Origin of the sequence: Geodermatophilus amargosae (assembly GCF_041028265.1) — a bacterium.
GTDB lineage: Bacteria > Actinomycetota > Actinomycetes > Mycobacteriales > Geodermatophilaceae > Geodermatophilus > Geodermatophilus amargosae_A.
Genome location: NZ_JABGCW010000018.1, coordinates 1 through 24,808, shown reverse-complemented (window position 1 = coordinate 24,808; position 24,808 = coordinate 1). Strand labels below are relative to the sequence as shown.

General features: G+C 76.7%; 26 protein-coding genes. 16 read left to right on the top strand and 10 right to left on the bottom strand.

The features are described from left to right. The first annotated feature begins 33 nt into the window (after positions 1–33). The 3 genes from chrA (at position 34) to HLV61_RS20170 (ending at position 3,534) form a co-directional block, all read left to right on the top strand. Positions 34–1,398: a chromate efflux transporter gene (gene chrA, locus HLV61_RS20180; RefSeq protein ID WP_369258667.1), complete on the top strand. Its 1,365-nt coding sequence runs from the start codon at positions 34–36 to the stop codon at positions 1,396–1,398. An 83-nt stretch (positions 1,399–1,481) separates the two neighbouring features. Then, the gene (locus HLV61_RS20175) at positions 1,482–2,918 is read left to right on the top strand and encodes an NADP-dependent succinic semialdehyde dehydrogenase (RefSeq protein ID WP_369258665.1); all 1,437 of its coding nucleotides are present in this window, start codon (positions 1,482–1,484) and stop codon (positions 2,916–2,918) included. A gap of 28 nt (positions 2,919–2,946) precedes the next feature. Then, a complete protein-coding gene (locus tag HLV61_RS20170) occupies positions 2,947–3,534 on the top strand; it encodes a hypothetical protein (protein ID WP_369258663.1) in 588 nt (195 codons plus the stop codon). 24 nt (positions 3,535–3,558) lie between these two features. Here HLV61_RS20170 and HLV61_RS20165 read toward each other — a convergent pair whose 3' ends face one another. The 4 genes from HLV61_RS20165 to HLV61_RS20150 all read right to left on the bottom strand — a co-directional run bounded on the left by HLV61_RS20165 (position 3,559) and on the right by HLV61_RS20150 (position 6,433). Beyond that, on the bottom strand, positions 3,559–3,918 hold the full coding sequence (locus HLV61_RS20165; RefSeq protein ID WP_369258661.1) for a hypothetical protein: 360 nt from the start codon (positions 3,916–3,918) through the stop codon (positions 3,559–3,561). Between the two features lie 66 nt (positions 3,919–3,984). Continuing rightward, on the bottom strand, positions 3,985–4,893 hold the full coding sequence (locus tag HLV61_RS20160) for a hypothetical protein (RefSeq protein WP_369258659.1): 909 nt from the start codon (positions 4,891–4,893) through the stop codon (positions 3,985–3,987). Next, positions 4,890–5,714: an MEDS domain-containing protein gene (locus HLV61_RS20155; RefSeq protein ID WP_369258657.1), complete on the bottom strand. Its 825-nt coding sequence runs from the start codon at positions 5,712–5,714 to the stop codon at positions 4,890–4,892. The genes HLV61_RS20160 and HLV61_RS20155 overlap by 4 nt, the downstream gene beginning before the upstream one ends. After that, on the bottom strand, positions 5,711–6,433 hold the full coding sequence (locus tag HLV61_RS20150) for a GAF and ANTAR domain-containing protein (RefSeq protein WP_369258655.1): 723 nt from the start codon (positions 6,431–6,433) through the stop codon (positions 5,711–5,713). Before HLV61_RS20150 ends, HLV61_RS20155 begins: the two co-directional genes overlap by 4 nt. 201 nt (positions 6,434–6,634) lie before the next feature. On the opposite strand from HLV61_RS20150, the gene HLV61_RS20145 reads away from it, so the two are divergent. From HLV61_RS20145 to mscL, 3 genes are read left to right on the top strand one after another with little or no spacing between them, the layout of a single operon-like run. Next, positions 6,635–8,281, top strand: a complete 1,647-nt coding sequence (locus HLV61_RS20145; protein WP_369258653.1) for a diguanylate cyclase domain-containing protein — start codon at positions 6,635–6,637, stop codon at positions 8,279–8,281. Positions 8,282–8,298: 17 nt separating this feature from the next. Beyond that, positions 8,299–8,820, top strand: a complete 522-nt coding sequence (locus HLV61_RS20140) for a GNAT family N-acetyltransferase (RefSeq protein WP_369258651.1) — start codon at positions 8,299–8,301, stop codon at positions 8,818–8,820. A 49-nt stretch (positions 8,821–8,869) separates the two neighbouring features. Then, positions 8,870–9,280 carry a large conductance mechanosensitive channel protein MscL gene (mscL, locus tag HLV61_RS20135; RefSeq protein ID WP_110006234.1) on the top strand — a complete coding sequence of 137 codons (411 nt, stop codon included), beginning with the start codon at positions 8,870–8,872 and terminating at the stop codon, positions 9,278–9,280. Positions 9,281–9,283: 3 nt separating this feature from the next. On the opposite strand, the gene HLV61_RS20130 is transcribed toward mscL, so the two are convergent. Then, positions 9,284–10,600, bottom strand: a complete 1,317-nt coding sequence (locus HLV61_RS20130) for a carboxylesterase family protein (protein ID WP_369258649.1) — start codon at positions 10,598–10,600, stop codon at positions 9,284–9,286. Positions 10,601–10,729: 129 nt separating this feature from the next. Here HLV61_RS20130 and HLV61_RS20125 point away from each other — a divergent pair, with 129 nt between their 5' ends. Genes HLV61_RS20125 through HLV61_RS20110 form a run of 4 tightly spaced genes read left to right on the top strand, consistent with a single transcriptional unit; the run spans position 10,730 to position 13,621 of the window. Beyond that, positions 10,730–11,584, top strand: a complete 855-nt coding sequence (locus HLV61_RS20125) for an alpha/beta hydrolase (protein ID WP_369258647.1) — start codon at positions 10,730–10,732, stop codon at positions 11,582–11,584. Between the two features lie 10 nt (positions 11,585–11,594). After that, positions 11,595–12,167 (top strand): class I SAM-dependent methyltransferase, encoded by a 573-nt coding sequence (locus HLV61_RS20120; protein WP_369258645.1) that lies wholly within the window; start codon positions 11,595–11,597, stop codon positions 12,165–12,167. 52 nt (positions 12,168–12,219) lie between these two features. Beyond that, entirely contained in the window at positions 12,220–12,741 is a 522-nt protein-coding gene (locus HLV61_RS20115; RefSeq protein ID WP_369258643.1) for a pyridoxamine 5'-phosphate oxidase family protein, read from the top strand. A 40-nt stretch (positions 12,742–12,781) separates the two neighbouring features. Next, complete coding sequence (locus HLV61_RS20110) at positions 12,782–13,621, top strand: SMP-30/gluconolactonase/LRE family protein (RefSeq protein WP_369258641.1); 840 nt, start codon at positions 12,782–12,784, stop codon at positions 13,619–13,621. A 90-nt stretch (positions 13,622–13,711) separates the two neighbouring features. Here HLV61_RS20110 and HLV61_RS20105 read toward each other — a convergent pair whose 3' ends face one another. The 4 genes from HLV61_RS20105 to HLV61_RS20090 form a co-directional block, all read right to left on the bottom strand. Then, positions 13,712–15,364 carry a Na+/H+ antiporter gene (locus tag HLV61_RS20105; protein ID WP_369258639.1) on the bottom strand — a complete coding sequence of 551 codons (1,653 nt, stop codon included), beginning with the start codon at positions 15,362–15,364 and terminating at the stop codon, positions 13,712–13,714. Positions 15,365–15,473: 109 nt separating this feature from the next. Next, the gene (locus HLV61_RS20100; protein WP_369258637.1) at positions 15,474–16,463 is read right to left on the bottom strand and encodes an LLM class flavin-dependent oxidoreductase; all 990 of its coding nucleotides are present in this window, start codon (positions 16,461–16,463) and stop codon (positions 15,474–15,476) included. 144 nt (positions 16,464–16,607) lie between these two features. Then, positions 16,608–17,852, bottom strand: a complete 1,245-nt coding sequence (mftD, locus tag HLV61_RS20095) for a pre-mycofactocin synthase MftD (protein ID WP_369258635.1) — start codon at positions 17,850–17,852, stop codon at positions 16,608–16,610. A gap of 161 nt (positions 17,853–18,013) precedes the next feature. Then, complete coding sequence (locus HLV61_RS20090; protein WP_369258633.1) at positions 18,014–18,157, bottom strand: hypothetical protein; 144 nt, start codon at positions 18,155–18,157, stop codon at positions 18,014–18,016. Between the two features lie 195 nt (positions 18,158–18,352). Between HLV61_RS20090 and HLV61_RS20085 the strand changes: the two genes are divergently transcribed. The 4 genes from HLV61_RS20085 (at position 18,353) to HLV61_RS20070 (ending at position 21,542) form a co-directional block, all read left to right on the top strand. Next, positions 18,353–18,859, top strand: coding sequence for a winged helix-turn-helix transcriptional regulator (locus HLV61_RS20085; protein WP_369258631.1), 507 nt, complete (start codon positions 18,353–18,355; stop codon positions 18,857–18,859). 112 nt (positions 18,860–18,971) lie between these two features. Continuing rightward, positions 18,972–19,619, top strand: a complete 648-nt coding sequence (locus HLV61_RS20080; RefSeq protein WP_440285159.1) for a dienelactone hydrolase family protein — start codon at positions 18,972–18,974, stop codon at positions 19,617–19,619. Continuing rightward, complete coding sequence (locus HLV61_RS20075) at positions 19,616–20,719, top strand: CaiB/BaiF CoA transferase family protein (protein WP_369258629.1); 1,104 nt, start codon at positions 19,616–19,618, stop codon at positions 20,717–20,719. The genes HLV61_RS20080 and HLV61_RS20075 overlap by 4 nt, the downstream gene beginning before the upstream one ends. Positions 20,720–20,765: 46 nt before the next feature. After that, the gene (locus HLV61_RS20070; protein ID WP_369258627.1) at positions 20,766–21,542 is read left to right on the top strand and encodes a crotonase/enoyl-CoA hydratase family protein; all 777 of its coding nucleotides are present in this window, start codon (positions 20,766–20,768) and stop codon (positions 21,540–21,542) included. On the opposite strand, the gene HLV61_RS20065 is transcribed toward HLV61_RS20070, so the two are convergent. Further along, on the bottom strand, positions 21,539–22,645 hold the full coding sequence (locus HLV61_RS20065) for a LacI family DNA-binding transcriptional regulator (protein ID WP_369258625.1): 1,107 nt from the start codon (positions 22,643–22,645) through the stop codon (positions 21,539–21,541). The genes HLV61_RS20070 and HLV61_RS20065 overlap by 4 nt on opposite strands. A gap of 52 nt (positions 22,646–22,697) precedes the next feature. On the opposite strand from HLV61_RS20065, the gene HLV61_RS20060 reads away from it, so the two are divergent. Both HLV61_RS20060 and HLV61_RS20055 read left to right on the top strand, forming a co-directional pair. After that, positions 22,698–24,047: an MFS transporter gene (locus HLV61_RS20060; RefSeq protein WP_369258623.1), complete on the top strand. Its 1,350-nt coding sequence runs from the start codon at positions 22,698–22,700 to the stop codon at positions 24,045–24,047. Positions 24,048–24,083: 36 nt separating this feature from the next. After that, the coding region (locus tag HLV61_RS20055; protein ID WP_369258621.1) for a thiolase family protein at positions 24,084–24,808 on the top strand (725 nt) is incomplete at its 3' end.

Genomic DNA, 24,808 nt, shown 5'->3' with positions numbered 1-24,808 from the left:
ACCCCCGAGCCGACCCCGGCAGCGACCCCGGCCGTGACCCCGCCGCCCGCCGCCCCGGTGCCGCCCTTCCGCGAGGCCGTCCGGGCCTGGTTCCTCGTCTCGCTGCAGACCTTCGGCGGCCCCGCGGGCCAGATCGCGGTGATGCAGCGGGAGCTCGTCGACCAGCGGCGCTGGATCGGTCAGCGGCGCTTCCTGCACGCGCTCAACTACTGCACGTTGCTGCCCGGCCCGGAGGCCCAGCAGCTGGCCACCTACGTCGGCTGGCTGCTGCACGGCACCCGGGGCGGCCTGGTCGCCGGCGGCCTGTTCGTCCTCCCGGGCGTGCTGGCGCTGCTGGCGCTCTCGGCGGTCTACGTCGCCTTCGGCACCACCACCGCGGTCACCGCCCTGTTCACCGGGCTCGCCGCCGCGGTACTGGCCATCGTCGTGCAGGCGGTCGTCCGGGTGGCGAAGAAGGCGCTCGACAGCCGCGCCCTCGTCGTCCTCGCGGTGGCCGCCTTCCTCGCGCTGGCGCTGTTCGCGGTGCCGTTCCCCGTGGTGGTCGCGCTGGCGGGGCTGGCCGGCTGGGCGCTGGGCCGGTGGCGGCCGTCCGCGCTGCCCAGCAGGAGGGGAGCCGAGGGGCCCGACGCCGGCCCGCCGCCGGTCATCTCCGACGACGTCCTGCACCACGAGGCCCCCAGCGCCCGGCGCACCGTGAAGGTGCTGGCCCTCGGGTTGCTCGTCTGGGGCCTGCCGGTCGCGGCGGTCGCCGTGCTGACCGGCACCGGCAGCGTCCTCACCCAGCAGGGCGTGTTCTTCTCCGGCGCCGCGGTGGTCACCTTCGGCGGCGCCTACGCGGTGCTGGCCTACGTCGCCCAGCAGGCCGTCGAGGTCTACGGCTGGCTCACGCCGCGCGAGATGGTGCGCGGGCTGGCGCTGGCCGAGACGACGCCGGGGCCGCTGATCATGGTCGTGCAGTTCGTCGCGTTCCTGGGCGCGTACCGGGCGCACGGCGCGCTCGACCCGTGGGTCGCCGCGGTGCTGGCCTCCCTGCTGGTCACCTGGGTGACCTTCGTGCCGAGCTTCCTGTTCGTGCTGCTCGGCGCCCCGTACATGGAGCGGCTGCGCGGCAACCGGTCGCTGTCGGCCGCGCTGCGGGGGATCACCGCCGCCGTCGTCGGGGTGATCGCCAACCTGGGCGTCTACTTCGCCGTCCACACGCTGTTCTCGGGGACGGTCCGCGTGGCCCCGCTGGCGCTGGAGCTGCCCGACCCGGCCACCCTGCGGGTCGTGCCGCTGGTCGTCGCCGTCGTGGCCGCGGTGCTGCTCTTCCGGATCCGGTGGTCGGTGCTGCGCACGCTGGGCGTGTGCGCCGTCCTCGGCCTGGCCGCCGGGCTCGCGGGGCTGCCGGTCGGGTGAGGGCGGGTGACCGGCGGTCGACCGGGTAGGGCCTCCTCCCGGAGAGGCGTGCAGCCCCGCGCGCCGAGACGGGAGGGACCGACATGGCCACGTCCAAGTCCAGCATCGCCACCATCAACCCGGCCACCGGCGAGACGCTCGAGACCTACGAGCCGCTGTCGGACGAGGCCCTCGAGGAGAAGATCGGCCGGGCCGCCGACGCCTTCCGCGGCTACCGGCTGACCAGCCCGGAGGACCGGGCCGGCTGGCTGCGCGCGGCCGCCGACGCGCTCGAGGCCGACACCGACACGGTCGCCGAGCTCATGGTCACCGAGATGGGCAAGACGCTCGCGGCCGCCAGGGCGGAGGCCGGCAAGTGCGTGAAGGCGCTGCGCTACTACGCCGAGCACGGCCCCGCGATGCTCGAGCCCAAGCCCGCCGACGCCGGCGCGGTGGGCGCCGAGCAGGCCTACCTCGTGCACCAGCCGATCGGCGTCGTCCTGGCGATCATGCCGTGGAACTTCCCGCTCTGGCAGGCCATGCGCTTCGCCGCCCCGGCGCTCATGGCCGGAAACGTCGGCCTGCTCAAGCACGCGAGCAACGTGCCGCAGACCGCGCTGTACATGGAGGAGTTGTTCCGCGAGGCCGGCTTCCCCGCCGGCGTCTTCCAGACCCTGCTCATCGGCTCCTCGACCATCGAGCGGGTGCTGCGCGACGACCGGGTGGCCGCCGCCACCCTCACCGGCAGCGCGCCCGCCGGGCAGTCGGTGGCCTCGATCGCCGGGGACGCGCTGAAGAAGACGGTCCTCGAGCTCGGCGGCAGCGACCCGTTCATCGTCATGCCCTCGGCCGACCTCGACCGCGCCGCGGAGGTGGCGGTCACCGCCCGCTGCCAGAACAACGGGCAGAGCTGCATCGCCGCCAAGCGGTTCTTCGTGCACGCCGACGTCGCCGAGGAGTTCACCCGGCTGTTCGCCGAGAAGATGGACGCCCTCGTCGTCGGCGACCCCATGGAGGACGGCACCCAGGTCGGCCCGCTGGCCACCGAGTCCGGGCGGGAGGACGTCGAGCGGTACGTGCAGGACGCCGTCGACAAGGGCGCGACCGTCGTCGTCGGCGGGACCCGTCCCGACCGCGCCGGCTGGTACTACGCGCCGACCCTGCTCACCGGCATCACGCCGGAGATGGACCTCTACGACGAGGAGGTCTTCGGCCCGGTGGCCGCGCTGTGGACCGTCGACACCCTGGACGAGGCCATCGACATCGCCAACAGCCACCCCTACGGCCTGGGCGCGAACCTGTGGAGCGAGGACGAGCAGGAGCGGTCGACCTTCATCCGCGACGTGCAGTCCGGCATGGCGTTCGTCAACGGGATGGTCACCAGCTATCCCGAGCTGCCCTTCGGCGGGGTCAAGCAGAGCGGCTACGGCCGGGAGCTCACCGACCTCGGGATGTACGAGTTCATGAACGCCAAGACGGTGTGGATCGGCCCGCGCGGCAGCGAGCAGGCCCAGGGCGACACCGCCAGCGCGTCGGAGTAGCCCCGCACCCCACGGGTACGCCGGGATCATGACGACGACCACGGACAACCACTTCATCGCGCAGGCCGTGCACGACCTCGGCACCGCCCTGTGGTTCGGCGGGTCGGTGATGGGCATCGCCGGCGTGAACAAGTCCGGCGCCGACCTGACCTCCGGCATCGACAAGGTGCGGGTGGCCAGTTCCGCCTGGAGCCGGTTCTCGCCGGCGCAGTGGGGCGGCATCGCCGCCACGCTGGGCACCGGGCTGCAGCTGACCTCGTCCAACAAGGCGCGGCTGGCGCTGCAGGAGGGCTACGGGGCGGTCGGCACGCTCAAGGCGGCGCTGACCGTGGCCGGCGCGGGCGCCACCGCCTTCGCCGCCTACTCGGGAGCCAAGATCGGCAAGCTCGCGGAGCAGGCGGCGGGTCCGGACGGGAGCCTCGACGTCAAGGACGCGACGCTGCCCTCGGCCGGCACCCCGCCGGAGATCAAGAAGTGGCAGGCCCGGCAGCGGGTCACCCAGGCCGCGGTCCCGGCGCTGGCCGGTGGCGTGATCGTGTGCAACGCCTGGCTGGTGCAGGCCTACCGGCCGATGTCCACCGTCAAGGGCCTGCTCGGCAAGGTGCTGCGCCGGTAGTCGCCGGTGCGGCCCGGCCCCGGCTCAGGCCGGGGCCGGGCTCCCGCCGTCCGCGGTCAGCCGCACCCAGCCGTCCCCCGGGGCCTCGAGCCGCACGGTGGTGACGGCCGCCGCCGCGATCCCGAGACGGTCACCGCCGGCCACCCATCCGCCCACCTGCACCTCCAGGCCGGCGCCGCCGTCGAGCAGCCGCACCGGCCGCGGGCCGACGCGCCCGCCGGAACCCGCAAGGTCGGCGGCCAGCACCTCCGACAGCAGCAGGAGCAGGTCGTCGACGACGGCCGGCGGCCAGCCCTCCGCCTGCCCCGCCGCCCGCACCCACGTCCGCGCCATCGTCGGCCGCCGCGGGTCGACCAGGCCCTCCCGGGCTCCCCTCTCGGTCATCGTGCGACCACCCCCGGTGGGCAACGAGACGCCGGGCGGCGGGGTGCGCGACACGCCGGGAGGAGCTCAGGCCCGGTCGGGGTCCAGCGCCCGGACCACGAGGCGGCTCCCGGCTCCCCACGGCAGCACCGCCAACGACACCGCGGGGGAGACCTTCTCGGCCAGCCACAGCAGGAGCAGCCGGCGGTCACCGGGCACCGCGTGCGGGAGCAGCGGTGGGCACCCGCTGCGGCACCGCACCTCGCAGGCGACCTCGGTGCCGTCCCGGGTGATGCGCACCCGCAGGGCCGGCGGTGCGCCGTCGAGGGCCGCGACCGTGCCGACGGCCTCGTGCAGCACCAGCACCAGCTCCTCGCGCCGGGTCCGGTCCAGGCCGGCCGCGGTCAGGCGCGCGTGCCACCAGCGCCGGTTCTCCGCGGACGCCCCGGGGTCCAGCGTGCTGTCGGCCACCAGCACGCCGCCGGTCGGGGGCGGGCCGGCGGGCGGCACCAGGTCGGGGTTGGGCACGTCGGCGCCGTCGCACCACAGCACCGGGTGCGTCGCGCGGGCCAGCGCCAGCCGCTCGGGCCCGCCCTCGCCGGTGTCGATCAGGCAGGTGACCGCCAGCGGGCGCTCCGCGACCAGGGCGGTCGTCGTCTCCTCGGCCGTGTGCCAGTGCCCGAGGTCGGGCGCGAGGGCGAACGGCTGCTGGCAGACCACCGTGACCACCCCGGCCGGCGCCGTGCCCAGGTGGGAGGTCCAGACGTCGGCCAGCGCCGGCAGCGGCGTCTCGACCAGTGCGCGCTGCGGCGCGAACACGACCGCGCCGGCCGTCCGCCGGGTCAGCAGCGCCTGTACGCCGTCGTCGACGTGGGCCACCACCGGCGAGCCCGCCGCCAGCGCGCGCCGGCAGAGGTCGGCGGCGATCGCGCCGGCCTGCTCTCGGCCGGCGTGGAACGCGCACCGGTGCACCGGCGCGGCGTCCGTCCCGGTCACCGGAGGGCGCCCCCGCCGGCGTCGTCGGGAGGGCCGTCGAGGAGGACGTCCGCCGGGGCGTCGACGAGGTCGACCGCGCGGTCGGGGTGCCGGTCGACGAGCAGGCGCACCAGCCGGGCGGTCAGCCGGGAGGCGCCGACGAGGGTCAGCCCCGGCGGTCCGGCGGCCGCGGCCACCAGCGAGTCGGCGGCGCCGACGTCGAGGAAGTGCAGGTCGGCGACGTCCCACGAGGCGGGGCGGCCACCGGCCGCGAGGGTCGCCTGCAGGACCGCGCGCAGCGCGTCGGCGTTGCCCGAGTCCAGCTCGCCGGCCAGGTACAGCAGCTCGCCGCGGCGGGTGAGGCGGAAGACGCCGTCGTCGTACACCGGAGCCACGTCGACCTCCGTGTCGTGGAGGGCGGTGAGCGCCTCGTGCTGCCCGGGTTCGAGCGTGGAGCGGAAGTACGGGCAGAGCACGGTGAGCGGGTGCTCGGCGGTCAGGGAGGCGACGGCGGCCTCGAAGGCGTTGACGCCGGGGGTGGTGATCGCGCCGGAGAACCGGACACCGGGGTAGCCCTCGGCCAGCGCCCCCGCGACCGCCTCCGGCAGCCGGTCCGGGTCCGGCGGCACCAGCCGCACCGCCGTCGTCGCCGACGGCTGCCACCCCTCGCCGACGACGCCGGCGCGGCGCAGCCGGCTCCACAGCCGCTGCTCGCGTCCGCCGAGGCCGGCGAGCAGGACGCACTCGCCGCGCCGCACGCCCTCGACGACGAAGTCCCCGACGACCTGCGTGTGGGCCTCCTCGCTGTCGAGGAGGACGAAGGCGTGCCCGCCGCCGGTCACGGGAGCTCCTCCGGCGGCCCGTCAGGAGGCGGCGCCTCCCCGGTCTCGGTGACCAGCGCCGCGATGTCGCGGACCTTGCGGCGGGCGTCCTGCGAGGCGCGCACGAGGATGCCGAACGCGGCGTCGGCGGTGATGCGGTACCGCTCCATGAGGACCCCCTTGGCCTGGCCGATGACGTCGCGGCTGGCGAGGGCGACGGCGAGGTGCTGCGTCCGCTGCAGCGTGTGCAGCGCCAGCGCGGCGTGCCCGGCGACCGGCGCCAGGGCCGCCCGGTCGGGTCCGGCGCCCGGGCCGGTCACGTACACCGACAGCGCGCCGACCACCTCGCGCCCGGTGTCCAGCGGCAGCCAGGTCGCCCGCCGCACCCGGGCGGCGCCGGCCGGCTCGGCGAGGGCCGGCCAGCGCGGGTCCCGGCCGAGGTCGGCGCTGCCCGACGGCGTCCCGGCGAGCGCGTCGCTCAGCGGTCCGGTGTCGTGGCGGACCTGCAGGGTGTCGAGCGCGGCGGCCGGCCCGCCGCCCGCGGGTACCAGAGGCACCCGCCCGGGGCCGAGCAGGGTGACGGCCACGCTGCAGGCCGGGGGGAGGACGGCGGCGAGGTCGCCGGCCACGGCACGTCCCGCGGCGACGGCGTCCCCGGCGGCGTGCCACCGCCGGGCGGCGTCGAGCAGCCACCCGGCGAGGTCCGGCTCGGACCGGGGGGTGGGGACGGGCCTCGTCATGGCCGCAGGCCGCACCGCGACACCTCCAGCCGGGGGGAAGGACCCGGAAAGGGCGGCCGCGCCGTCCGGCGTCTCGATCGGCGGGCACCGTGCTGCCATGGTGCCACCGGATCGGGCGACGCGCCGAGGACCGACCCCGCAGGGTGAGGTGCCGCACACCGGAGGCTCAAGGTCCGGGCGTCCCGCGCCGATCCGCCCGAGGTGACCGCCACCCCGAGAACGCCGGCCGAGCGCGAGGACGTCCTGTCCGCGCTGCTGCGCCTGCCCGACGCCGTGCTGGCCGCGATCGCCACCGACGGCGTGGTCCTCCCGATGCCGGCCTCGGTCGGCGTCCCGCCGGAGCGGGTCATGCCGCCGTCGGCCGACCGCGCGACCTTCCTCGACGCCGTGCTCCCCGCCGACGCCATGACCGTCATCACCGCATGGGAGCGCGCCCGCACCCACGGCGTGGGCCTGGCCACGGTGCACGGCCGCCGGGAGCCGGAGGTGCCGCTGTCGCTCACCTTCGTCGACGTCCGCGAGGCGCACGGCGTGTTCGTGGGCGCCCTCGAGGTCCTCGACGCCGCCTCCCCCGAGCGCGGGCCCGCGCCCCTGGCCGGCCTGGAGGTGTCCCGGCGGCCGCGCACGGCGACGGTCTGCAAGACCTCGCTCGCGGTCATCACCGAGATCGACGAGCGCACCACCCGGATGCTGGGCTGGACGGCCGCGGAGATGGTCGGCCAGCGCTCCTCGGAGTTCGTCCACCCCGACGACCAGGAGCGGGCGATCGCCAACTGGCTCGAGCTGCTCTCCCGGCAGGAGTCCCAGCGGGTCCGGCTGCGGCACCGGCGCGCCGACGGCTCGTGGGCGTGGCTGGAGCTGGAGAACCAGTACGTCCCGGCCGACGACCCCGCCGACGCCGTCGTCGTCACGCAGATGAGCGACGTGTCCGACGAGATGGCCGCGCACGAGGCACTGCGGCAGCAGGAGCGCCTGCTGCGCCGGCTGACCGAGGCCCTGCCCCAGGGCATCCTGCAGCTGACCGCCGACCGGGAGGTCGTGCACGCGAACTCCCGGCTGCAGGTGCTGCTGGGCGTGCCCGCCGTGGACGGCTGGGCGGACCTCGCCGCCGTCGCCGACGAGGCCGGCCGCGAGGCGCTGGAGACGGCGCTGAGCCGGGTGCTCGTCGACGGCGAGGACGCCGCGCTCGAGGTCGGCATCCGCACCCCCGCCGGCGAGGCGCGGGTGTGCGCGGTGAGCCTGGTCGCCCTCAGCGACCGGGAGGGCGCCCCGGGCGCGCTGGTCTGCGTCTCCGACGTCACCGACAGCGCCCGGATGCGCGAGGAGCTCACCGCCAAGGCGACCTTCGACCCGCTCACCGGCTGCCACAACCGCGCCTCGACGATGGCGGTGCTGGAGGCCGCGCTCGCCGACCCCGGCGGGCGCCCGACCGCGGTCGTCTTCGTCGACCTCGACGAGTTCAAGCCGGTCAACGACACCCTCGGGCACGACGCCGGCGACGAGCTGCTGGTGACCACGGCGCACCGGCTGGCCGGCGTGCTCCGCAAGGACGACATCGTCGGGCGCCTCGGCGGCGACGAGTTCCTCGTGGTCAGCCGCGGCGTCGACGGCCCCGACGCGGCCGCCGCGCTCGGCAGGCGCATCCGGGCGGCGCTGTCGGTGCCGGCCGAGATCTCCGCGGGCGCGGTGCGGCTCCAGGCCAGCCTCGGCGTGGCGTGCAGCGAGCCGGGCCTCGACGGCGCGGCGCTGACCAAGCGGGCCGACCAGGCGATGTACGCGTCCAAACAGGGCCGCCGCGGCGAGCCGGTGCTGTGGACCGCGGACCTGGGGGCACCCGTCCTCGTCTGATCGCCAGCGTCGCCCGGGTGACCGTGCGCGACGCGACCCCCGAGGACGCCGCCGCCTGCCGGGACGTCTACGCGCCCTACGTCACCGGTGGTGCCGTCTGCTTCGAGGCCGACCCGCCGACGGCCGAGGAGATGGCACGCCGGATCGCCGCAGCCCGGGAGCGCCACGCGTGGCTGGTCCTCGACGACGGCGGGACGGTGCGCGGCGTCGCCCACGGCGGGCCGTTCACGTCCCGGGAGGCCTACCGCTGGTCGTGCGCGGTGAGCGTCTACCTCGAGCCCGGCCGCCGGCGCACCGGTGCCGGCCGGACCCTCTACCAAGCGCTGTTCGAGCGGTTCGCCGGGCGGGGGTACCGCGTCGCGCTGGCCGGCGTCGCCCTGCTCAACGAGGCCAGCCTCGGCCTGCACCGGGCCCTGGGCTTCGAGCCGGCCGGGACCTTCCGCCGGGTGGGCTCCGAGGACGGCGCACGGCACGACGTCGCCTGGCTGCAGCGCGACCTCGGCCCCGGTCCCCGGGGCACCCCCGCCGGGCCGCGCTGAGGCTCCGCCGGCCCTACGCTCCGGCCGTCGGATCGGACGGGGAGGGACCGTGCGCGGACTGCTGACCAACTTCCGGAACTTCGCCTTCTCGGGCAGCCTCGTGGACCTGGCCGTCGGCCTGGCGATCGGGGCCGCCTTCGCGACGGTGGTCGAGTCGCTGGTCGGCGACGTCATCCTGCCGCTGGTGGCGGCGGTCTTCGGCCAGCCGGACTTCGACGCCCTCGTGCTCACCGTCAACGGCTCGCAGATCCGCTACGGGTCGTTCCTCACCGCGTTCGTGTCCTTCCTGCTCCTCGCGGTGACGATCATGTTCCTCGTGCAGGCGATCCGGCGGGCCACCGGCCGGGAGACCGCCGGCGCGCAGGGCAACCGCGAGTGCGACCACTGCAAGAGCTTCATCCCGGTCGACGCGTCGGTGTGCATGTTCTGCACGCGCGACGTCGAGCCCGTCGTCCCCTGAGGCTCAACCCCCGCTGACCTGCAGGCACGGCGCGGAGGCGGCCTCCCCGGTCCGGGCGAAGCCGGCCCACACGCGGCGGACCTCCCGGCCGGCCGCGACGACGTCGTCCCACGGGAGGCCGGCCAGCAGCGGGGAGGCCTCCCAGGTGGACCGGTGCGGGAAGAGCAGCGGCAGGTCGACGGCGTGCGCGCCGGTGAGGGCACCGGCGCCGAAGGAGAGCGTGTAGTGCCACGCCCGGCCACCGGCCGCCCGGTGCCGGCGGGCGAACCGCTCGGCGTCGCGGGCGTAGATCCGGCGGGTCAGCGCCCGTACGAGCGGCTCCACGAGCACCCGCCCGGCCACCGGGACGCGGGCCAGCCGCGCGGCGGGCGGCAGCAGTGCCACGAACAGGGCGACCTCGCGGCTGTTCCTGCCGACCAGCAGGTCGACCTCCGGCGCGGTCCGGGCCCAGGCCGCGGGGAGGTCGGCCTCGGCCGGCAGCGGCGGGAAGCCGTACTGGGTGCCGAAGGGCATCGCCGCGTTCAGGCCGGACCGCCGGGCCCGCGCCGCCACCCGCGCCTGGGCGTCGACGACGTCCTGGACCGGCGCCGCCGCGTCCAGCGACCGCGCCTCCTGGGCCATCGCGGCGCTCATCCGGGCCCGGCCGCGGGACAGCCCGAGCGGCGCGCTCGACACGACGGCGCGGCGGAACAGCCCCCGGGCGCCGCCGGCGGCCATCAGGTGGGCGATCGCGTCGCCGCCGGCGGACTCGCCGAAGAGCGTCACCGTGCCGGGGTCCCCACCGAAGGCCGCGACGTTCCGCCGCACCCAGCGCAGCGCCTGCAGGAGGTCGAGCAGGCCGAGGTTGGCCGGCCGCCCGTCGCGACCGCCGAGGAACCCGAGCACGCCGAGCCGGTAGGTCACGCTGACGACGACCACGCGCTGCTCGCGCACCAGCGCGGCCGGGTCGTGGGCGGGGGCGTCGCCGGCGCCGCTGACGTACGAGCCGCCGTGCACCCACACCATGACGGGCAGACCCGCGCCCGGACCGGCGTCCTCCGGGACGGTCACCGACAGCCGGAGGCAGTCCTCGTCGGCGACCAGGTCGCCCATCGGGTCGGCGACCACCTCCTCGAGCTCCGGAGCCGGCGGCTGCGGGCACGCGGGCGCCCACGAGGTCGCCGCGACGACGCCGTCGGCGGGCGGCTCGGCCACCGGCGGGGCGAACCGCTCCGCCCGCGCGTACCGGATGCCGGTGGCCCGCACGACGCCGTCGGAGCGCCAGCCGGTGAACGTCCCCGCCGGCGCGTCGAAGCGGGGCGCCGTCGCCTGCTGCGTCATGCCCCGCCCCCCGGGCCGGCCGCGGAGCGGATCGTGGTCACCGGAGGCACCGTATCCCGTACGCGGGCACCCGCTGCGGGCCCGCGCGGGCTACGGTTCCCGCCGGCATCGGATCGACCGGGAGGTCTCGTGACCACAGCGGTGCGGCACGGCCAGGGCACCCTGGCCTCGGGGCAGTACTGGCAGGGCTGGGCGGTGCCCGACCCGGTCGGCGTCGTCGTGCTGGTCCACGGCGTGCACGAGCACGGCGGCCGCTACGGGCACGTCGCCGAGCGGCTCGGTGCCGCCGGCTACGCCTGCTACGCCCCCGACCACCCCGGACACGGCCGCTCGCCCGGGCGGCGCGGCAACATCGGCAGCCTCGCCGCCGCCGTCGAGGGCGTCGCGCAGACCGCCCGCGCGGCCGGCGACCGGCACCCCGGCGTCCCGCTGTTCGTCTACGGCCACAGCCTCGGCGGGCTGGTCGCCCTGCAGTACCTCACCGGGGAGCCGTACGAGCGGGTCGCCGGGGCCGTCATCTCGGCGCCGGCCCTGGACACCAGCACCGCCAACCCGGTGCAGCGCGTGGTCGCACCGGTGCTGTCCCGCCTCGCCCCGGACCTCGGCGTGCTCACCCTGGACGCCGAGACGATCAGCCGCGACCCCGAGGTGGTCGCCGCCTACCGGACCGACCCGCTCAACCACACCGGCAAGATGGTCGCCCGCACCGGCAGCGAGCTCATGCTCGGCGCCGCGGGCATGCCGGCCCGGCTGCGCGGCCTGCGCCTCCCGCTGCTGGTGCTCCACGGCGGCGACGACCGGCTCATGCCGCCGTCGGCCAGCGAGGTGGTCCGGCAGCACGCGGGCTCCGACGACCTCACCGTCCGCATCTGGGACGGCCTGTACCACGAGCCGCACAACGAGCCGGAGAAGGAGCACGTGCTCGACGACGTCGTCGCCTGGCTCGATGCCCACCGGCCCACCGCCCACCGCACCGCCGGCTGAGGGAGGACCGATGCCCCAGGCACTCACCGACGGGCTGCGTCTGCTGCGCGCCTTCGTCGGCAACCCCCGCCAGGTCGGGGCGGTGCTGCCCACGTCCGCGATCGCGGTGCGGGCGATGCTCGACCTGGCCGACGTCCCGTCCGCGGACCTGGTCGTCGAGCTCGGCGCGGGCACCGGCGTGGCCACCCGGGAGATCCTCGCCCGGCTCGGCGACGACGCCCGCCTGGTCGCGGTGGAGATCGACCCGCAGCTGGCCCGCCGGCTGACCGAGCGCCTCGCCGACCCCCGGCTGCAGGTCGTCTGCGACTCCGCGGAGGACCTCGGCTCGCACCTCGGCGGCGAGCGCGCCGACGTCGTCGTCTCGATGCTGCCGTTCACCTCGCTGGAGGCCGGGCTGCGCCGCCGGCTGCTCGACCAGCTGCCGCGGGCGCTGCGTCCCGGCGGCACGGCGCTGGTCATCCAGTACTCGCCGCTGGTGCTCGGGGAGCTGCGCCGCCGCTTCGCCGGCGTCCGCACCCGCGTCACGCCGTGGAACGTGCCGCCCGCGTTCCTCTTCGCCTGCACCGGCCCCGTCGAGGGGTGAGCCGGCGCCGACCGGCCGATGAGTCCCGCTCCCGGGACGGGTCGGACACGGCATGACGACCGGACAGATCGACCCGCGCTACGGCGACGCGTCGGCCTCCCCACCCCCGTGGGCGGACATCGAGCGCCTGCTCACCGACGCCCAGCTCTACTGGATCATCACCGTCCGCACCGACGGCCGACCGCACGCCGTGCCGCTCGTGGGCGTCTGGCACGACGGCGCCTTCGCGTTCTGCACCGGCGCCGACGAGCAGAAGCAGCGCAACCTCGACGCGAACCCGCACGTGGCCGTGACGACCGGCAGCACCGGTGCACACGGCTGGTCCAGCGGCACCGACGTCGTCGTCGAGGGGACGGCGGTCCGCGTGACCGATCCGGAGGCGCTCGCGGCGCTGGCGGCGGCCTGGTACGCCAAGTACGGCGAGGACTGGCACTTCGAGGTGCGCGACCAGGAGTTCGTGGAGGTCGGCTCCTCCGGGGCCGACACCGAGGGCGGCGCCCGGGTGTACCGGGTGGCGCCGGACAAGGTCCTCGCCTTCGGCGGACCGCACGGGCAGACGCGCTACCGCCCCTGAGGTCGCGTCCCCGAGGTGCGGTCCTCCTACGCTGCCCGCCGTGGACGCGACGACGACGACGCTGGCCGGCGACCTCGGCTTCCCGGAGGGCCCGCGCTGGCACGAGGGCCGGCTGGTGTTCTCCGACTTCCACGACCGGCGGGTGCGGTCGCTGACCCCCGACGGCGACCTGGCGACGGTGCTCGACCTCGACGACGCCCCCTCCGGGCTGGGCTGGACGCCCGAGGGCACCCTGCTCGTCGTCGCGATGACGCGACGGGTGCTGCTCGAGGTCACCGGCGCCGGACCCGTGGTGCGCGCCGACCTCACCGGCCTGACCCGCTCGCGCGCCAACGACATGGTGGTCGACGCCGCGGGGCGGGCCTACGTCGGCAGCTTCGGCTTCGACCTGGTCGGCGGCGCGCCCGTCGAGCCCACCGGGCTGGTGCGGGTGGACCCCGACGGCACCGCCTCCGTCGTCGCCGACGACCTGCGCTTCCCCAACGGCATGGCCCTCACCGACGACGGCCGCACCCTCGTCGTCGCGGAGACCTACGGCGCCCGGCTGACCGCCTTCGACGTGGCCGGCGACGGCTCGCTGTCGGGCCGCCGGGTGTTCGCCGGGACGCCGGGGCTCGCGCCCGACGGCATCTGCCTCGACGCCGAGGGACACGTCTGGTTCGCCACCGCCCGCACGGCCGAGGTGCTGCGCGTGCGGGAGGGCGGCGAGGTCACCGGGCGGGTCGCCGTCGGGTCGGGGTCGCTGTCCTACGCCTGCACGCTCGGTGGCGCCGACGGCCGCACGCTGTTCGTCTGCACCGCGCCGACCTGGGCCGAGGGCGGCCCGCGGGCCGGCCGGATCGAGGTCGCGACGGTCGACGTCCCCCGCGCCGGCCTCTGAGGTCGGCCGCGCCCGGAGGGCGTGCCGCATCCTCCGGGCCCCTCCAGGGCGTCCCCGAGCGTGCGAGGGGACCCGGGAGGGGGTCCTCGCTCAGAGGGGGCGCGCCGGGAGCAGGTTCTCCTGGTGGTCGAGCTCGCGCTCCAGCGTGCGCAGGCCCTCGTCGGGCAGCCGGCCGAGGTCCCGCCAGCGCAGCAGCTCGTCGCGCTCGGCGTCGATGACCGCGCGCCTCACCCGCAGCGCGGCCTCGTACTGCGGCGACATCGGCACCTCGCCCTCGGCGTCCTCGAGCACCTGCAGCCGCCGCCGGTAGCGCTCCAGCCGGGTGCTCAGCGCGGCGCGCACCGACTCGATGGCGGCGTCGTCGACGTGGTCGTGCTGCTCGGCCTGCAGCTCGTCGAGGCGCGCGAGCCCCGCCTCGACGGCGGCCATCCGCGCCTGGTTGCGCTGCCGGGCGGCGTCGGCGGCGTCGGCCCGCAGTCCCAGCCGGCGCACCAGCGGCGCGAACGTGGCGCCCTGCCCGACGAGGGTGACCAGCACGGCGAGGAACGCGCAGAACAGCAGCAGGTCGCGGTCGGGGAAGGGGTCGCCGCTGTCGGTGACCAGCGGGATGGTGAAGACGGCGGCCAGGCTGATCACCCCGCGGGTGCCGGCCCAGCTGAGCACGGTGATCTCCTTGCCGGACAGCTGCCGCGGCGGGGTGCTCGGGTCGTCGTCCTCGTCGGCGGCCGGGGCGGCGCTCAGCCGCACGTGCAGCGCCTGCGGCGCGTGCTCGGTGAGCCACAGCCACAGCGGCCGGACCAGCAGCACCGCACCCACGGTGATGAGCGCGGCGACGACCACCGTGGACGGCGCGTACGCGCCGAGACCGCCGATGACGGCCGGCAGCTGCTGGCCGATGAGCAGGAACACGACGCCCTCGAGCAGGAAGTCGACCAGCCGCCAGGACGCGTCGGTCTGCAGCCTGGTGGCACCCGAGGTCCAGTAGGGCGCGTTGTGCGCGATCACCAGCCCGGCGACGACGACGGCGAGCACCCCCGACACGTGCACCGACTCGGCCAGCAGGTAGGCGACGAACGGCGTGGCCAGGGAGATGGTGTTGGACGCGAGCGGATCGCGGCGCAGCCGGCGCAGCGGCCGGACGCCGTAGGCGACGACCAGCCCGGCGGCCACGCCGCCGGCGGCGGCCATCGCGAACGAGCCGAGGGCCGCCCAGGTGGAGAACCCGTCGCCGCGGGCCGAGGTGACCGCGACGGTCAGCAGGGTGAGCGCGGTCGCGTCGTTGAGCAGCCCCTCGCCCTGGATGAGCGTGGTCAGCCGGGGTGGCAGCCCCACCCGGCGGCCGATGGCGAGCGCGGCCACCGGGTCCGGCGGGGCGACGGCGGCGCCCAGGGCGATGCCGGCGGCGAGCGTGGCGCCGGGCACCCACAGCGCGAACCCGGCCCCGATGACCAGCGCGGTGACCAGGACCAGCAGCACCGAGAGGCTGACGACGGTGCGGATGTTGGCGCGGATGGCGATGAGGGAGGAGTCCAGCGCGGCGCTGTAGAGCAGCGGCGGGATGAGGATGCTGAGGACGATGTCGGGGTCGAGCGTGAGGTTCGGTCCGGGCAGCAGCCCGTAGACCAGCCCGGCGACGGTGAGCAGGGCGGCCGCGGGCAGGCCGGTGCGGCCGGCCAGCCAGCGGGCCGCCACGATCACCGCGACCGCGGCCAGGACGAGCAGGAGGACGGTCTCGACGTGCACGTCCGCAGTCTCCCGGACCCCCGGGTCTCGCTCACCCCGACAGCCCGGGCGGCCTTCGTGGCGCCATCGGCCCCCCCGGGGGAGCCATGAGCGCCACGAAGGCCGCCGCTCAGGCGGGGACGGACTCCATCGCCTCGGCGGTCAGGCGGACCGAGCGCAGGCGGGCCTCGGTGGTGGACGCCTGGTGGGCGACGATCAGCTCGTCGGCGTCGGCCAGGCGGGCGAAGTCGGCCAGCGCCTCGCGCACCTCGGCGGGCGTGCCGGCGGCGGTGTGGGTGAGCATCCCGTCGACGTGCCGTCCGGCGCCCGAGGACAGCAGCAGGTCCGCGGCGTCGTCGTCGAGGTCGCGGCCCTGGCCGAAGAGCCCGACGGCCAGCCGGCGGCGCGTGGTCTCCAGCGCCTCGCGGGCCGCCTCGGTGGTGTCCGCGGCGACCGCGTTGACCCCGGCGATGACGTGGGGGGCGCCGAGCTGCTCGGAGGGGCGGAAGTCGCGCCGGTAGGCGGCCACCGCCGGCTCGAGCAGCTGCGGGGCGAAGTGCGAGGCGAAGGCGTAGGGCAGACCGAGGGCGGCGGCGAGACCCGCGCCGAACATCGACGAGCCCAGCACGTACAGCGGCACGTGCGCCCCGCGGCCGGGGACCGCCTGCACGCCGGGCACCCGCGACCTCCCCGTCAGGTAGCCCTGCAGCTCCAGCACGTCCTGGGGGAACCGCTCGGCGGAGGCGGGGTCGCGGCGCAGCGCGTACATGGTGTTCTGGTCCGAGCCGGGCGCGCGGCCCAGGCCGAGGTCGATGCGCCCGGGGTACATCGCCTCGAGGGTGCCGAACTGCTCGGCGATCGTCAGCGGCGAGTGGTTGGGCAGCATGACGCCGCCGGCGCCGAGCCGGATCGTCGAGGTGTGCGCGCCCACGTGCGCGATCAGGACGCTGGTGGCCGACGACGCGATCGACGGCATGTTGTGGTGCTCGGCGTACCAGACCCGCGTGTAGCCGGCCTCCTCCGCGGCCTGCGCCAGGGCGACGCTGGCGGCGATGCTGTTGCCGTACGTCTCCCCCCGGGCGACGGGTGCGAGGTCGAGCACGGACAGCGGGATGCGCATGGAGGAACTCCTGGGTCGCGGGGGTGCGTGGTCGGTGCAACGCGCAACGGTCCTCCGCCCTTCCGGCTCCGGGCGGTCGGCTGCGCGTCACGAGCGACCGGTCCGGCGCGTGACCGGGGCTCCCCGCGGGGAGCCCCGGCCCGGTCAGGCGCTGCGGCTGCGGCGGGTGCGCGCGGGGACCGACTCGACGGACTCGACCGGCGCGTCGGGGCCCTCCACGCCCAGGCGCCGCTCGAAGCCCGGCGGCACGACGAGGTCGTCGCGGGACAGGTCGGCGACGGAGTCGCGGCCCAGGCCGGTGAGCGCGGAGCTGAGGCCGTCGCGCACCAGGTCGAGCACGTTCTCGACGCCGGCCTGCCCGTTGGCGGCCAGGCCCCAGAGGTAGGCGCGGCCGATCATGACCGCCTTCGCGCCCAGCGCGAGGGCCTTGGCGACGTCGGTGCCGCGGCGGATGCCGCCGTCGAGCAGCACCTCGACCTGGTCGCCGACGGCCTCGGCCACCGCCGGCAGCGCGCGGATGGAGGCGGGGGTGCCGTCGAGGTTGTTGCCGCCGTGGTTGGAGACGGAGATGGCGGTGACGCCGGCGTCGACGGCCTTCTTCGCGTCGTCGACGCGCATGACGCCCTTGAGCATGAACGGCCCGTCCCACTGCTCGCGCAGCCAGGCGACGTCGTCCCAGCCGGGCATGGGGGAGGCCTGCCACATCCCGTAGGCGCCGAAGAAGGTGGGCGCCTCCTCGCCGGGGGTGGCGACCATGTTGGGGACGGTGAGGTCCGGGATGCGGCCGGTCCTGGCGAAGGCGGCCAGCCAACGCGGGCGCATGAGCACCTGCGGCGCGTAGCGGCGGGCGGCCTCGAAGTCGATCTTCGCGGGGATGAACGGGCTGCCCCAGTCTCGGCCGTAGGCGAAGGACCAGTCGAGGGTGGCGATCATGCCGACGGCGCCGGCGCGCTTGGCCCGGTCCATGCGGGCGAGCATCTCCTCGCGGGTGCCCACCCAGTACATCTGGAAGAAGGTCTGCGGATTGGCCGCGACGACCTCCTCGACCGGCTTGCTGGCGAAGGAGGACAGGCCCATCGCCACGCCGCGGGCGGCCGCCGCGCGGGCGACGGCGACCTCGCCGTCGGGGTGCACGGCCTGCACGCCGGTGGGGCTGATCAGGACCGGCATCGACACGTCCTGGCCCATGACGCGGGTGGCCATCCGGCGCTCGTTGGCCAGGCCCGCGGTGTGCGGCGCGAAGCCCAGTTCCTCGAAGGCCCGGATGTTGTCGTCGACGGTCAGGCCCTTCTCCGACCCGGCCACCAGGGCGCCGTAGACGCCCTTGGGGAGCCGGCGCTTCGCGCGCCGCTGGGCCTCGGCCACCGTCTCGAACCACGCGTTCGCCACGAGCGTCTCCGTTCCTCCGTCCCACCGGGCCGACCCCGGTGGCACTCAGTGCCACCCTAACGGCGGCGTGTGGCGCACACCACCGCCGGGAACGGAGCAGCCCCGCGGCCGGGGGCCGCGGGGCTGTGGGGGAGACGTGCCGGGCGGACCCGGCGGGGTGTTCAGAAGCGGGTGGCCAGCGCGGCGATCTCGTGCGCCGACTCCTGCGTCGGGGCGGTGGCGAAGGCTCGCTGCAGCTCGCGCTCGTCGCGGCGGCGGGCGCGGGCGATGCGGGCGGTGGCCAGGGCGGTGCTCAGGCGGGTCATGTCGGGTCCCTCTCAGGTGGCGCCACGTCCGTGACGGTCCACGGCGGCGGCCACCTCCGGTCGTCGCCGGCGGGCCCGTGCGGGTGCGGCGCCGATCACATCGATCTCGGCTCCGACCTGCTGGGTCTGCATGTCCAACCATCCTCCCGCGTGCGTGGTTCGTCAAGCGAACCCAGCGTGACCTACGCTGCACGCGTGACGGCCGACACACCACCCGCTCCCGACGGTTACGACCGTGCACGCTGCTCGGTCGCCGGCACGCTCGCCGTGGTGGGGGAGAAGTGGAGCCTGCTGGTGCTGCGCGAGGCGTTCCTCGGCGTGCGGCGCTTCGCCGACCTGCAGCGCGCGCTCGGCGCGCCGAAGGCGGTGCTCACCGACCGGCTGAACACGCTGGTGGCCCAGGACCTGCTCGTCCGCGTGCCCTACCGCGACGAGGGCGCCCGTCAGCGCTCCGAGTACCGGCTCACCGAGCGCGGCCGCGACCTCTACCCGGCGGTGGTGGCGCTGATGCAGTGGGGCGACCGGTGGCTGGCCGGCGGCGGTGCCCCGCCGCTGGAGCTCTCGCACCGCGACTGCGGCGCACCGGTGTCGCTGTCCCTGCGCTGCGCCGCCGGGCACGAGGTCGGCGGCCCGCGGGAGGTGGTGGCGACGCCGGCCGGGCAGGACCGGGCCGGGGCGACGGGCGCCACACCCGCGGGCTAGCGTCGGCGCCGCCTGCGCTGCCGCTGCGACCCGGGAGGCCGACCTGCCCACCACCCTGATCCCCGGCGGCGCGAGCGCGCCGGAGCTGTCCGCCCACCTGGCCGTCCCGCCGGTGGGCGAGGGGCCCTGGCCCGGCGTCGTCGTCGTCCACGAGGTCTTCGGCCTCACCGACGACGTCCGCCAGCACGCCGACCGGCTGGCCGCGGCCGGCTACCTCGCCGTCGCGCCGGACCTGTTCACCGCCGGTGGCGCGGTGCGGTGCCTGCGCTCGACGTTCCGGTCGCTCAGCCGCGGCGAGGGCCCGGCCTTCGGCGACCTGGAGGCCGCCCGGCGGTTCCTCGCCGGCCGGGACGACTGCACCGGCCGGATCGGGGTCCTCGGGTTCTGCATGGGCGGGAAGTTCGCGCTGCTGGGCGCCACCCGCGGGTTCGACGTCTCCGCGCCCAACTACGGACCGCTGCCCGCCGACCTCGAGCGGGTGCTCGCCGGCGCCTGCCCGGTGGTGGGCAGCTACGGCCGCCGCGACGTCGCGCTGCGCGGCGCGGCCGGCCGGCTGGACCGCGTGCTCACCGGCCTCGGCGTCGAGCACGACGTGAAGGAGTACCCGGACGCCGGGCACTCGTTCCTCAACCGGCACAACGCCGGGCCCTTCACCGCGCTGGAGGAGGTGGTCGGCGTCGGCTACCACCAGCCGTCGGCCGAGGACGCCTGGGTCCGCATCCTGCGCTTCCTCGACCGGCACCTGCGGAGCGCGGCGTGAGCGGGGGGCCGCTGGCCGGCCTGCGGGTGGTCGAGCTCGGCGGCATCGGGCCGGGGCCGCACGCGGCGATGGTGCTGGCCGACCTGGGTGCCGACGTCGTCCGGGTCGAGCGGCCCTCCGGCGGCCTGTCGCTGGGCGGGGCCGCCCGCGACGTCGTGATGCGCGGCCGGCGTTCGCTCGCCGTCGACGTCAAGACGCCCGAGGGTCGCGACCTGGTGCTGGGCCTGGCCGCGCACGCCGACGTGTTCCTCGACGTCTTCCGCCCCGGCGTGGCCGAGCGGCTGGGCATCGGCCCCGACGCCTGCCTGGAGCGCGCGCCGGGGCTGGTCTACGCGCGGATGACCGGGTGGGGCCAGGACGGGCCGTGGGCCGACCGGGTCGGCCACGACGTCAACTACCTCGGGCTGACCGGCACGCTGGCCGCGCTCGGCCGGCCCGGTGCGGTGCCCCGCCCGCCGCTGAACCTGGTCGCCGACTACGGCGGCGGGTCGATGCTGGTGCTGGTCGGCATCCTCGCCGCGCTGCACGAGCGGTCGCGCTCGGGCCGCGGCCAGGTGGTCGACGCCGCCATGGTCGACGGCGTCGCGCTGATCTCGCAGATGCTGTGGTCGATGCGCGGCATGGGGCTGTGGTCGGACCGGCCGGGCACCAACGTCCTCGACGGCGGCGCGCCCTACTACGACGTCTACGCCTGCGCCGACGGGCGCTTCGTCGCCGTCGGCGCGCTGGAGCCGCAGTTCTACGCGGCGCTGCTGGAGGGGCTCGGGCTGGCCGGGGACGACCTGCCGGCGCAGTCCGACCCGGGCGGCTGGCCGCGGCTGCGGGAGCTGTTCACCGCCGCCTTCGCCGCGCACCCGCGGGAGCACTGGGAGCGCGTCTTCGACGGCACCGACGCCTGCGTCACGCCGGTCCTGACGTCGGACGAGGCCGCCGAGCACCCGCACCTGACCGCCCGCGGCACGCTCGTGGACGTCGACGGCGTCCGCCAGGCCGCCCCGGCGCCGCGGTTCTCCCGCACGCCGGCGCCCCCGCCGGCCCCCGCACCGACCGGCCCGGCCGACGCCGCTGCCGTGCTGGACGAGTGGTCGCGCCCCCGATGACGGGGACGCACGAGCCGCGGTGCGCCGCGGAGGAGGAGGCCCACCAGTGAGCGAGCCCTCAACCGAGTCCGTCCTGGTCGAGCGCCGCGGCGCCGTCCAGGTGATCACCATCAACCGGCCCCAGGCCAAGAACGCCATGGACGGCGCGGTCGCCCGGGGCGTCGCCGCCGCCGTCGACGAGCTCGACGCCTCCGACGACCTGCGCGCCGGGGTGCTCACCGGCGCCGGCGGCACGTTCTCCGCCGGCATGGACCTCAAGGCGTTCCTGCGCGGCGAGCGGCCCTCGATCGAGGGGCGCGGGCTGTGCGGGATCACCCAGACGCCGCCGCGCAAGCCGCTGGTCGCCGCCGTCGAGGGGTGGGCGCTGGCCGGCGGGTTCGAGCTGGTCCTGGCCTGCGACCTCGTCGTCGCCGGGCGGTCGGCGCGCTTCGGCGTGCCCGAGGTGTCCCGCTCGCTGATCGCCGCCGGCGGTGCCGCGCTGTTCCTGCCGCGGCGGGTGCCCTACGCCGTGGCCATGGAGATGCTGCTGACCGGGCAGCCGGTCGACGCCGAGCGGGCCGCGGCCGTCGGGTTGGTCAACCGGGTCGTCGACGACGGCGGGGCGCTCGATGCCGCCGTCGCCCTGGCCGAGGTCATCGCCGCCAACGGCCCGCTGGCGGTCGCGGTGACCAAGCAGATCGCCCGCAGCACCGCCGACTGGACCGCGCAGGAGGCCTGGGCGGAGCAGCAGCCGCTCATCGAGCCGGTGTTCGCCTCCGAGGACGCCCGCGAGGGCGCGACCGCGTTCGCCGAGCGCCGCAAGCCGGTCTGGCGGGGGCGCTAGGAGGCCGGGGCCGGGCCGGTCGTCGTCCGGACGACCAGCCCGGCCGGCAGGGCTGCCGGCGGCGGGCCGGGCCGGCCGGCCAGCAGGTCCAGCAGGGCCTGACCGGCCGCCCGGCCCTTCTCGCGGGTCGGCTGGCGGACGGTGGTGAGGCCGAGCCCGGCGGCGGTCGCGGCGTCGTCGAAGCCGGCCACCGACAGGTCGCCGGGCACCCGCAGGCCCAGCCGCGCCGTCGCCCGCAGTGCCCCCTCGGCGAGCCGGTCGCTCAGGCACAGCAGCGCCGTGGGCCGCGGGTCGGTGGCCAGGACGGCGTCTGCGCCGGCCTCCCCGACCCCGGGCGTGCTGTCGCCGCCGTGGAACACCGGGACCCCCGCCCAGTCGAGCCCGGCGCGCCGTGCGGCGTCGCGGTAGCCGGCCAGCCGGTCACGGGTGACGGCGTACGTGGCGGCCGCCTGCGCCCGCCCGTCCACCAGCCCCGGGGTGATCGGGTCCCGGTACATCCCGAAGGAGACGACGGCCAGCCGCCGGTGCCCGAGGTCGAGCAGGTGCCCGGCCACGGCCGCCGCGGCGGCGCGGTCGTCCACGCCCACCCACGGCGTCCCCGGCGCCCCGAGCGCGGCGAGCCGGTCCGGACGGGGCTGGTCGACGACGACCAGCGGAAGCCCGCGGGCGATCGCGGCCGCCAGCAGCGGGTCGTCGTCGCCGACGGAGGACACGACCAGCCCGTCGACGACGGCGTCGCCGACCGCGGCGAGGCGCCGCGCGGGGTCCGAGGAGCCGGGCACCAGCAGCAGTCCGGAGCCGGCCGGCTCGGCCGCCGACGCGACCCCGGCGAGCAGGGCGACGGCGACCGGGTCGTCGAAGGCGTAGGACAGCCCGTTGTCGTAGGCGACGCCGATCGCGCCGACGCGGCCGCGCCGCAGCCCGGCAGCCAGTGGGTTGGGCCCGGGGTACCCGAGCCGGCGCGCGGTGGCCAGGACCCGCTCGCGCAGCGCGGCGGAGAGCTGGTCGGGCCGGGAGAACGCGTTGGACACCGTCTTGGCCGAGACGCCGACCGCCACGGCCACCTCCTGGAGGGTGCCCGGACGGGGGCGGTCGGGCGGCACGGGACCATCCTCGCGTGCTTCATCGATGAAGAAGGCGGGTAGCCCCCGGAGCATGACGGCGGTGGTCCCGCTCTGCGCGGTGCAGTTCGTCGACGTGCTCGGCACCACGCTGGTGATCGCGGCGTTGCCGACGATGCTGGCCGACCTCGGCGCGCCCGCGTCGGCGGCCACGCCCGTGGTGACCGTCTACGCCGTCCTCTTCGGCGCGCTGCTGGTGCTCGCGGCCCGCCTGGGCGACCGGTTCGGGCACGCACGGGTGCTGTCGGCCGGGCTGGCCGGCTTCGGGGCGGCGTCCCTGGCGGCGGCGGTGGCGCCGTCGGTGGGGGTGCTGGTGGCCGCCCGCGGCGCCCTGGGCGTGGCGGCCGCGCTCTCGGTGCCCACGGCGCTGCGCCTGCTGACCGCCGCGACGCAGGAGGGGCGGGCGCGGAGGCGGGCGCTGGCCGCGTGGAGCGCCACCGGGGCGGCCGCCGGCGCCAGTGGGCTGGTCCTCGGCGGCGTGCTCACCGACCTCGCCGGGTGGCGGGTGCTGTTCTGGATGAACCTGCCGCTGGCGGTGCTGCTCGCGGTCGCCGTGCGCCGGACCGCGCCGCCCACCCCGCGGGAGCGCGGCGGGTCCCTCGACCTGGCCGGCGCGGCGGTGCTCGTCGTCGCCGTGGCGGCGGTCGTGGCCGGCGCGTCGCTGCTCGAGGACGGCGCGCACCGGGTCGCCGGCGCCGGGCTGCTCGTGGGCGGCCTCGCCGTCGCGGCGGCCCTGCCCGCCGTCGAGCGCCGGGCCCGCGACCCGCTGCTGCCGCGGGCCGCCGTCGGGCACCCGGGCCTGCGCCGCGGCGTGCTCGCCTCGGCGGCCAACACCGCGACGACGAGCTCGGCGGTCACCGTGGCCACCCTGCACCTGCAGGGCAGCGAGGGGCTGGGCGCGACGGCCACCGGTCTGGCGCTGCTGCCCTTCAGCGTGTGCGTCGTCATCGGCGCGGCCCTCGCCGCCCGGGTGATGCGGTCGGCCTCGGCACGGATGACCGCCGCGGCCGGCCTGGGCGTCATCGCCGCCGGCACCGCGGTGCTGCTCGGGGCGGGGCTGGGGCCGGCGGTGGTGTCGGCCGGGGTCGCCGTCTCGGGGCTGGGCATCGGGCTGTCCTCGGTGGCCGCCACGTCGCTCGGCACCGACGCCCCCGCGCAGCTGCAGGGGACCGCGGCCGGGGTGCTCAACACGGCCGCCCAGCTCGGCACCGCGCTGGGCGTCGCCGTCGTGCTGCTCGTCGTCCGGGCGAGCGAGGGGACGGCGCTGCCGCTGGCCGGTGCGGGGCTGGGGTGGCTCGCTGCCGCGCTGCTGGCCGCCCTCGCCGCGGCCCTCCTGCTGCGGCGTCCCTCCCGGGCTGCCGTGGCCGCCGGGAGCGCGGGTTAGTGTGCCGGGAACCAGACCTGGTCGAGGGGAGCAGACATGCGTGACGCGGTGATCGTCGAGGCGGTGCGGGCGCCCGTGGGCAAGCGCAACGGTGGGCTGTCGGGGGTGCACCCGGTCGACCTGTCCGCGCACGTCCTCACGTCCCTGGCCGAGCGGGCCGGCGTCGACCCGGCCGAGATCGAGGACGTCATCTGGGGCTGCGTGTCCCAGGTCGGCGAGCAGACGTTCGACATCGCCCGCACCGCCGCGCTGGCCGCGGGCTGGCCGGAGACGGTGACCGGCGTGACCGTGGACCGGCAGTGCGGGTCCTCCCAGCAGTCGGTGCACTTCGCCGCTGCCGGGCTCGTCGCCGGCCACTACGACGTCGTCGTGGCCGGCGGGGTCGAGTCGATGAGCCGGGTGCCCATGGGGACCGCGCGCAAGGACGCCGATCCCTTCGGCAGCCGGTTCGCCGAGCGCTACGCGGGCGCGAAGATCAACCAGGGGCTGGGCGCGGAGACCATCGCCGAGCGCTGGGGCCTGTCCCGCCAGCAGTGCGACGAGTTCTCGGTCGCCTCGCACGAGAAGGCCGCCGCCGCCCGCGCCGAGGGCCGCTTCGACGCCCAGATCGCGCCGGTGACCACGCCCGACGGCACCGTGGTCAGCCAGGACGAGGGCATCCGCGAGTCGACGGTGGAGAAGCTCGGCACCCTGAAGACGGTGTTCAAGCCCGAGGGCGGCGTCATCACCGCCGGCAACTCCTCGCAGATCTCCGACGGCTC

Bases quoted from the DNA above. Each gene is read 5' to 3' on its own strand.
- HLV61_RS20165 (WP_369258661.1), bottom strand. From the start codon at position 3,918: ATGACCGAGAGGGGAGCCCGGGAGGGCCTGGTCGACCCGCGGCGGCCG.
- HLV61_RS20120 (WP_369258645.1), top strand. From the start codon at position 11,595: ATGCCCCAGGCACTCACCGACGGGCTGCGTCTGCTGCGCGCCTTCGTC.
- HLV61_RS20090 (WP_369258633.1), bottom strand. From the start codon at position 18,157: ATGACCCGCCTGAGCACCGCCCTGGCCACCGCCCGCATCGCCCGCGCC.
- HLV61_RS20100 (WP_369258637.1), bottom strand. From the start codon at position 16,463: ATGCGCATCCCGCTGTCCGTGCTCGACCTCGCACCCGTCGCCCGGGGG.
- HLV61_RS20130 (WP_369258649.1), bottom strand. From the start codon at position 10,600: ATGACGCAGCAGGCGACGGCGCCCCGCTTCGACGCGCCGGCGGGGACG.
- HLV61_RS20115 (WP_369258643.1), top strand. From the start codon at position 12,220: ATGACGACCGGACAGATCGACCCGCGCTACGGCGACGCGTCGGCCTCC.
- HLV61_RS20170 (WP_369258663.1), top strand. From the start codon at position 2,947: ATGACGACGACCACGGACAACCACTTCATCGCGCAGGCCGTGCACGAC.
- HLV61_RS20175 (WP_369258665.1), top strand. From the start codon at position 1,482: ATGGCCACGTCCAAGTCCAGCATCGCCACCATCAACCCGGCCACCGGC.
- HLV61_RS20150 (WP_369258655.1), bottom strand. From the start codon at position 6,433: ATGACGAGGCCCGTCCCCACCCCCCGGTCCGAGCCGGACCTCGCCGGG.
- HLV61_RS20060 (WP_369258623.1), top strand. From the start codon at position 22,698: ATGACGGCGGTGGTCCCGCTCTGCGCGGTGCAGTTCGTCGACGTGCTC.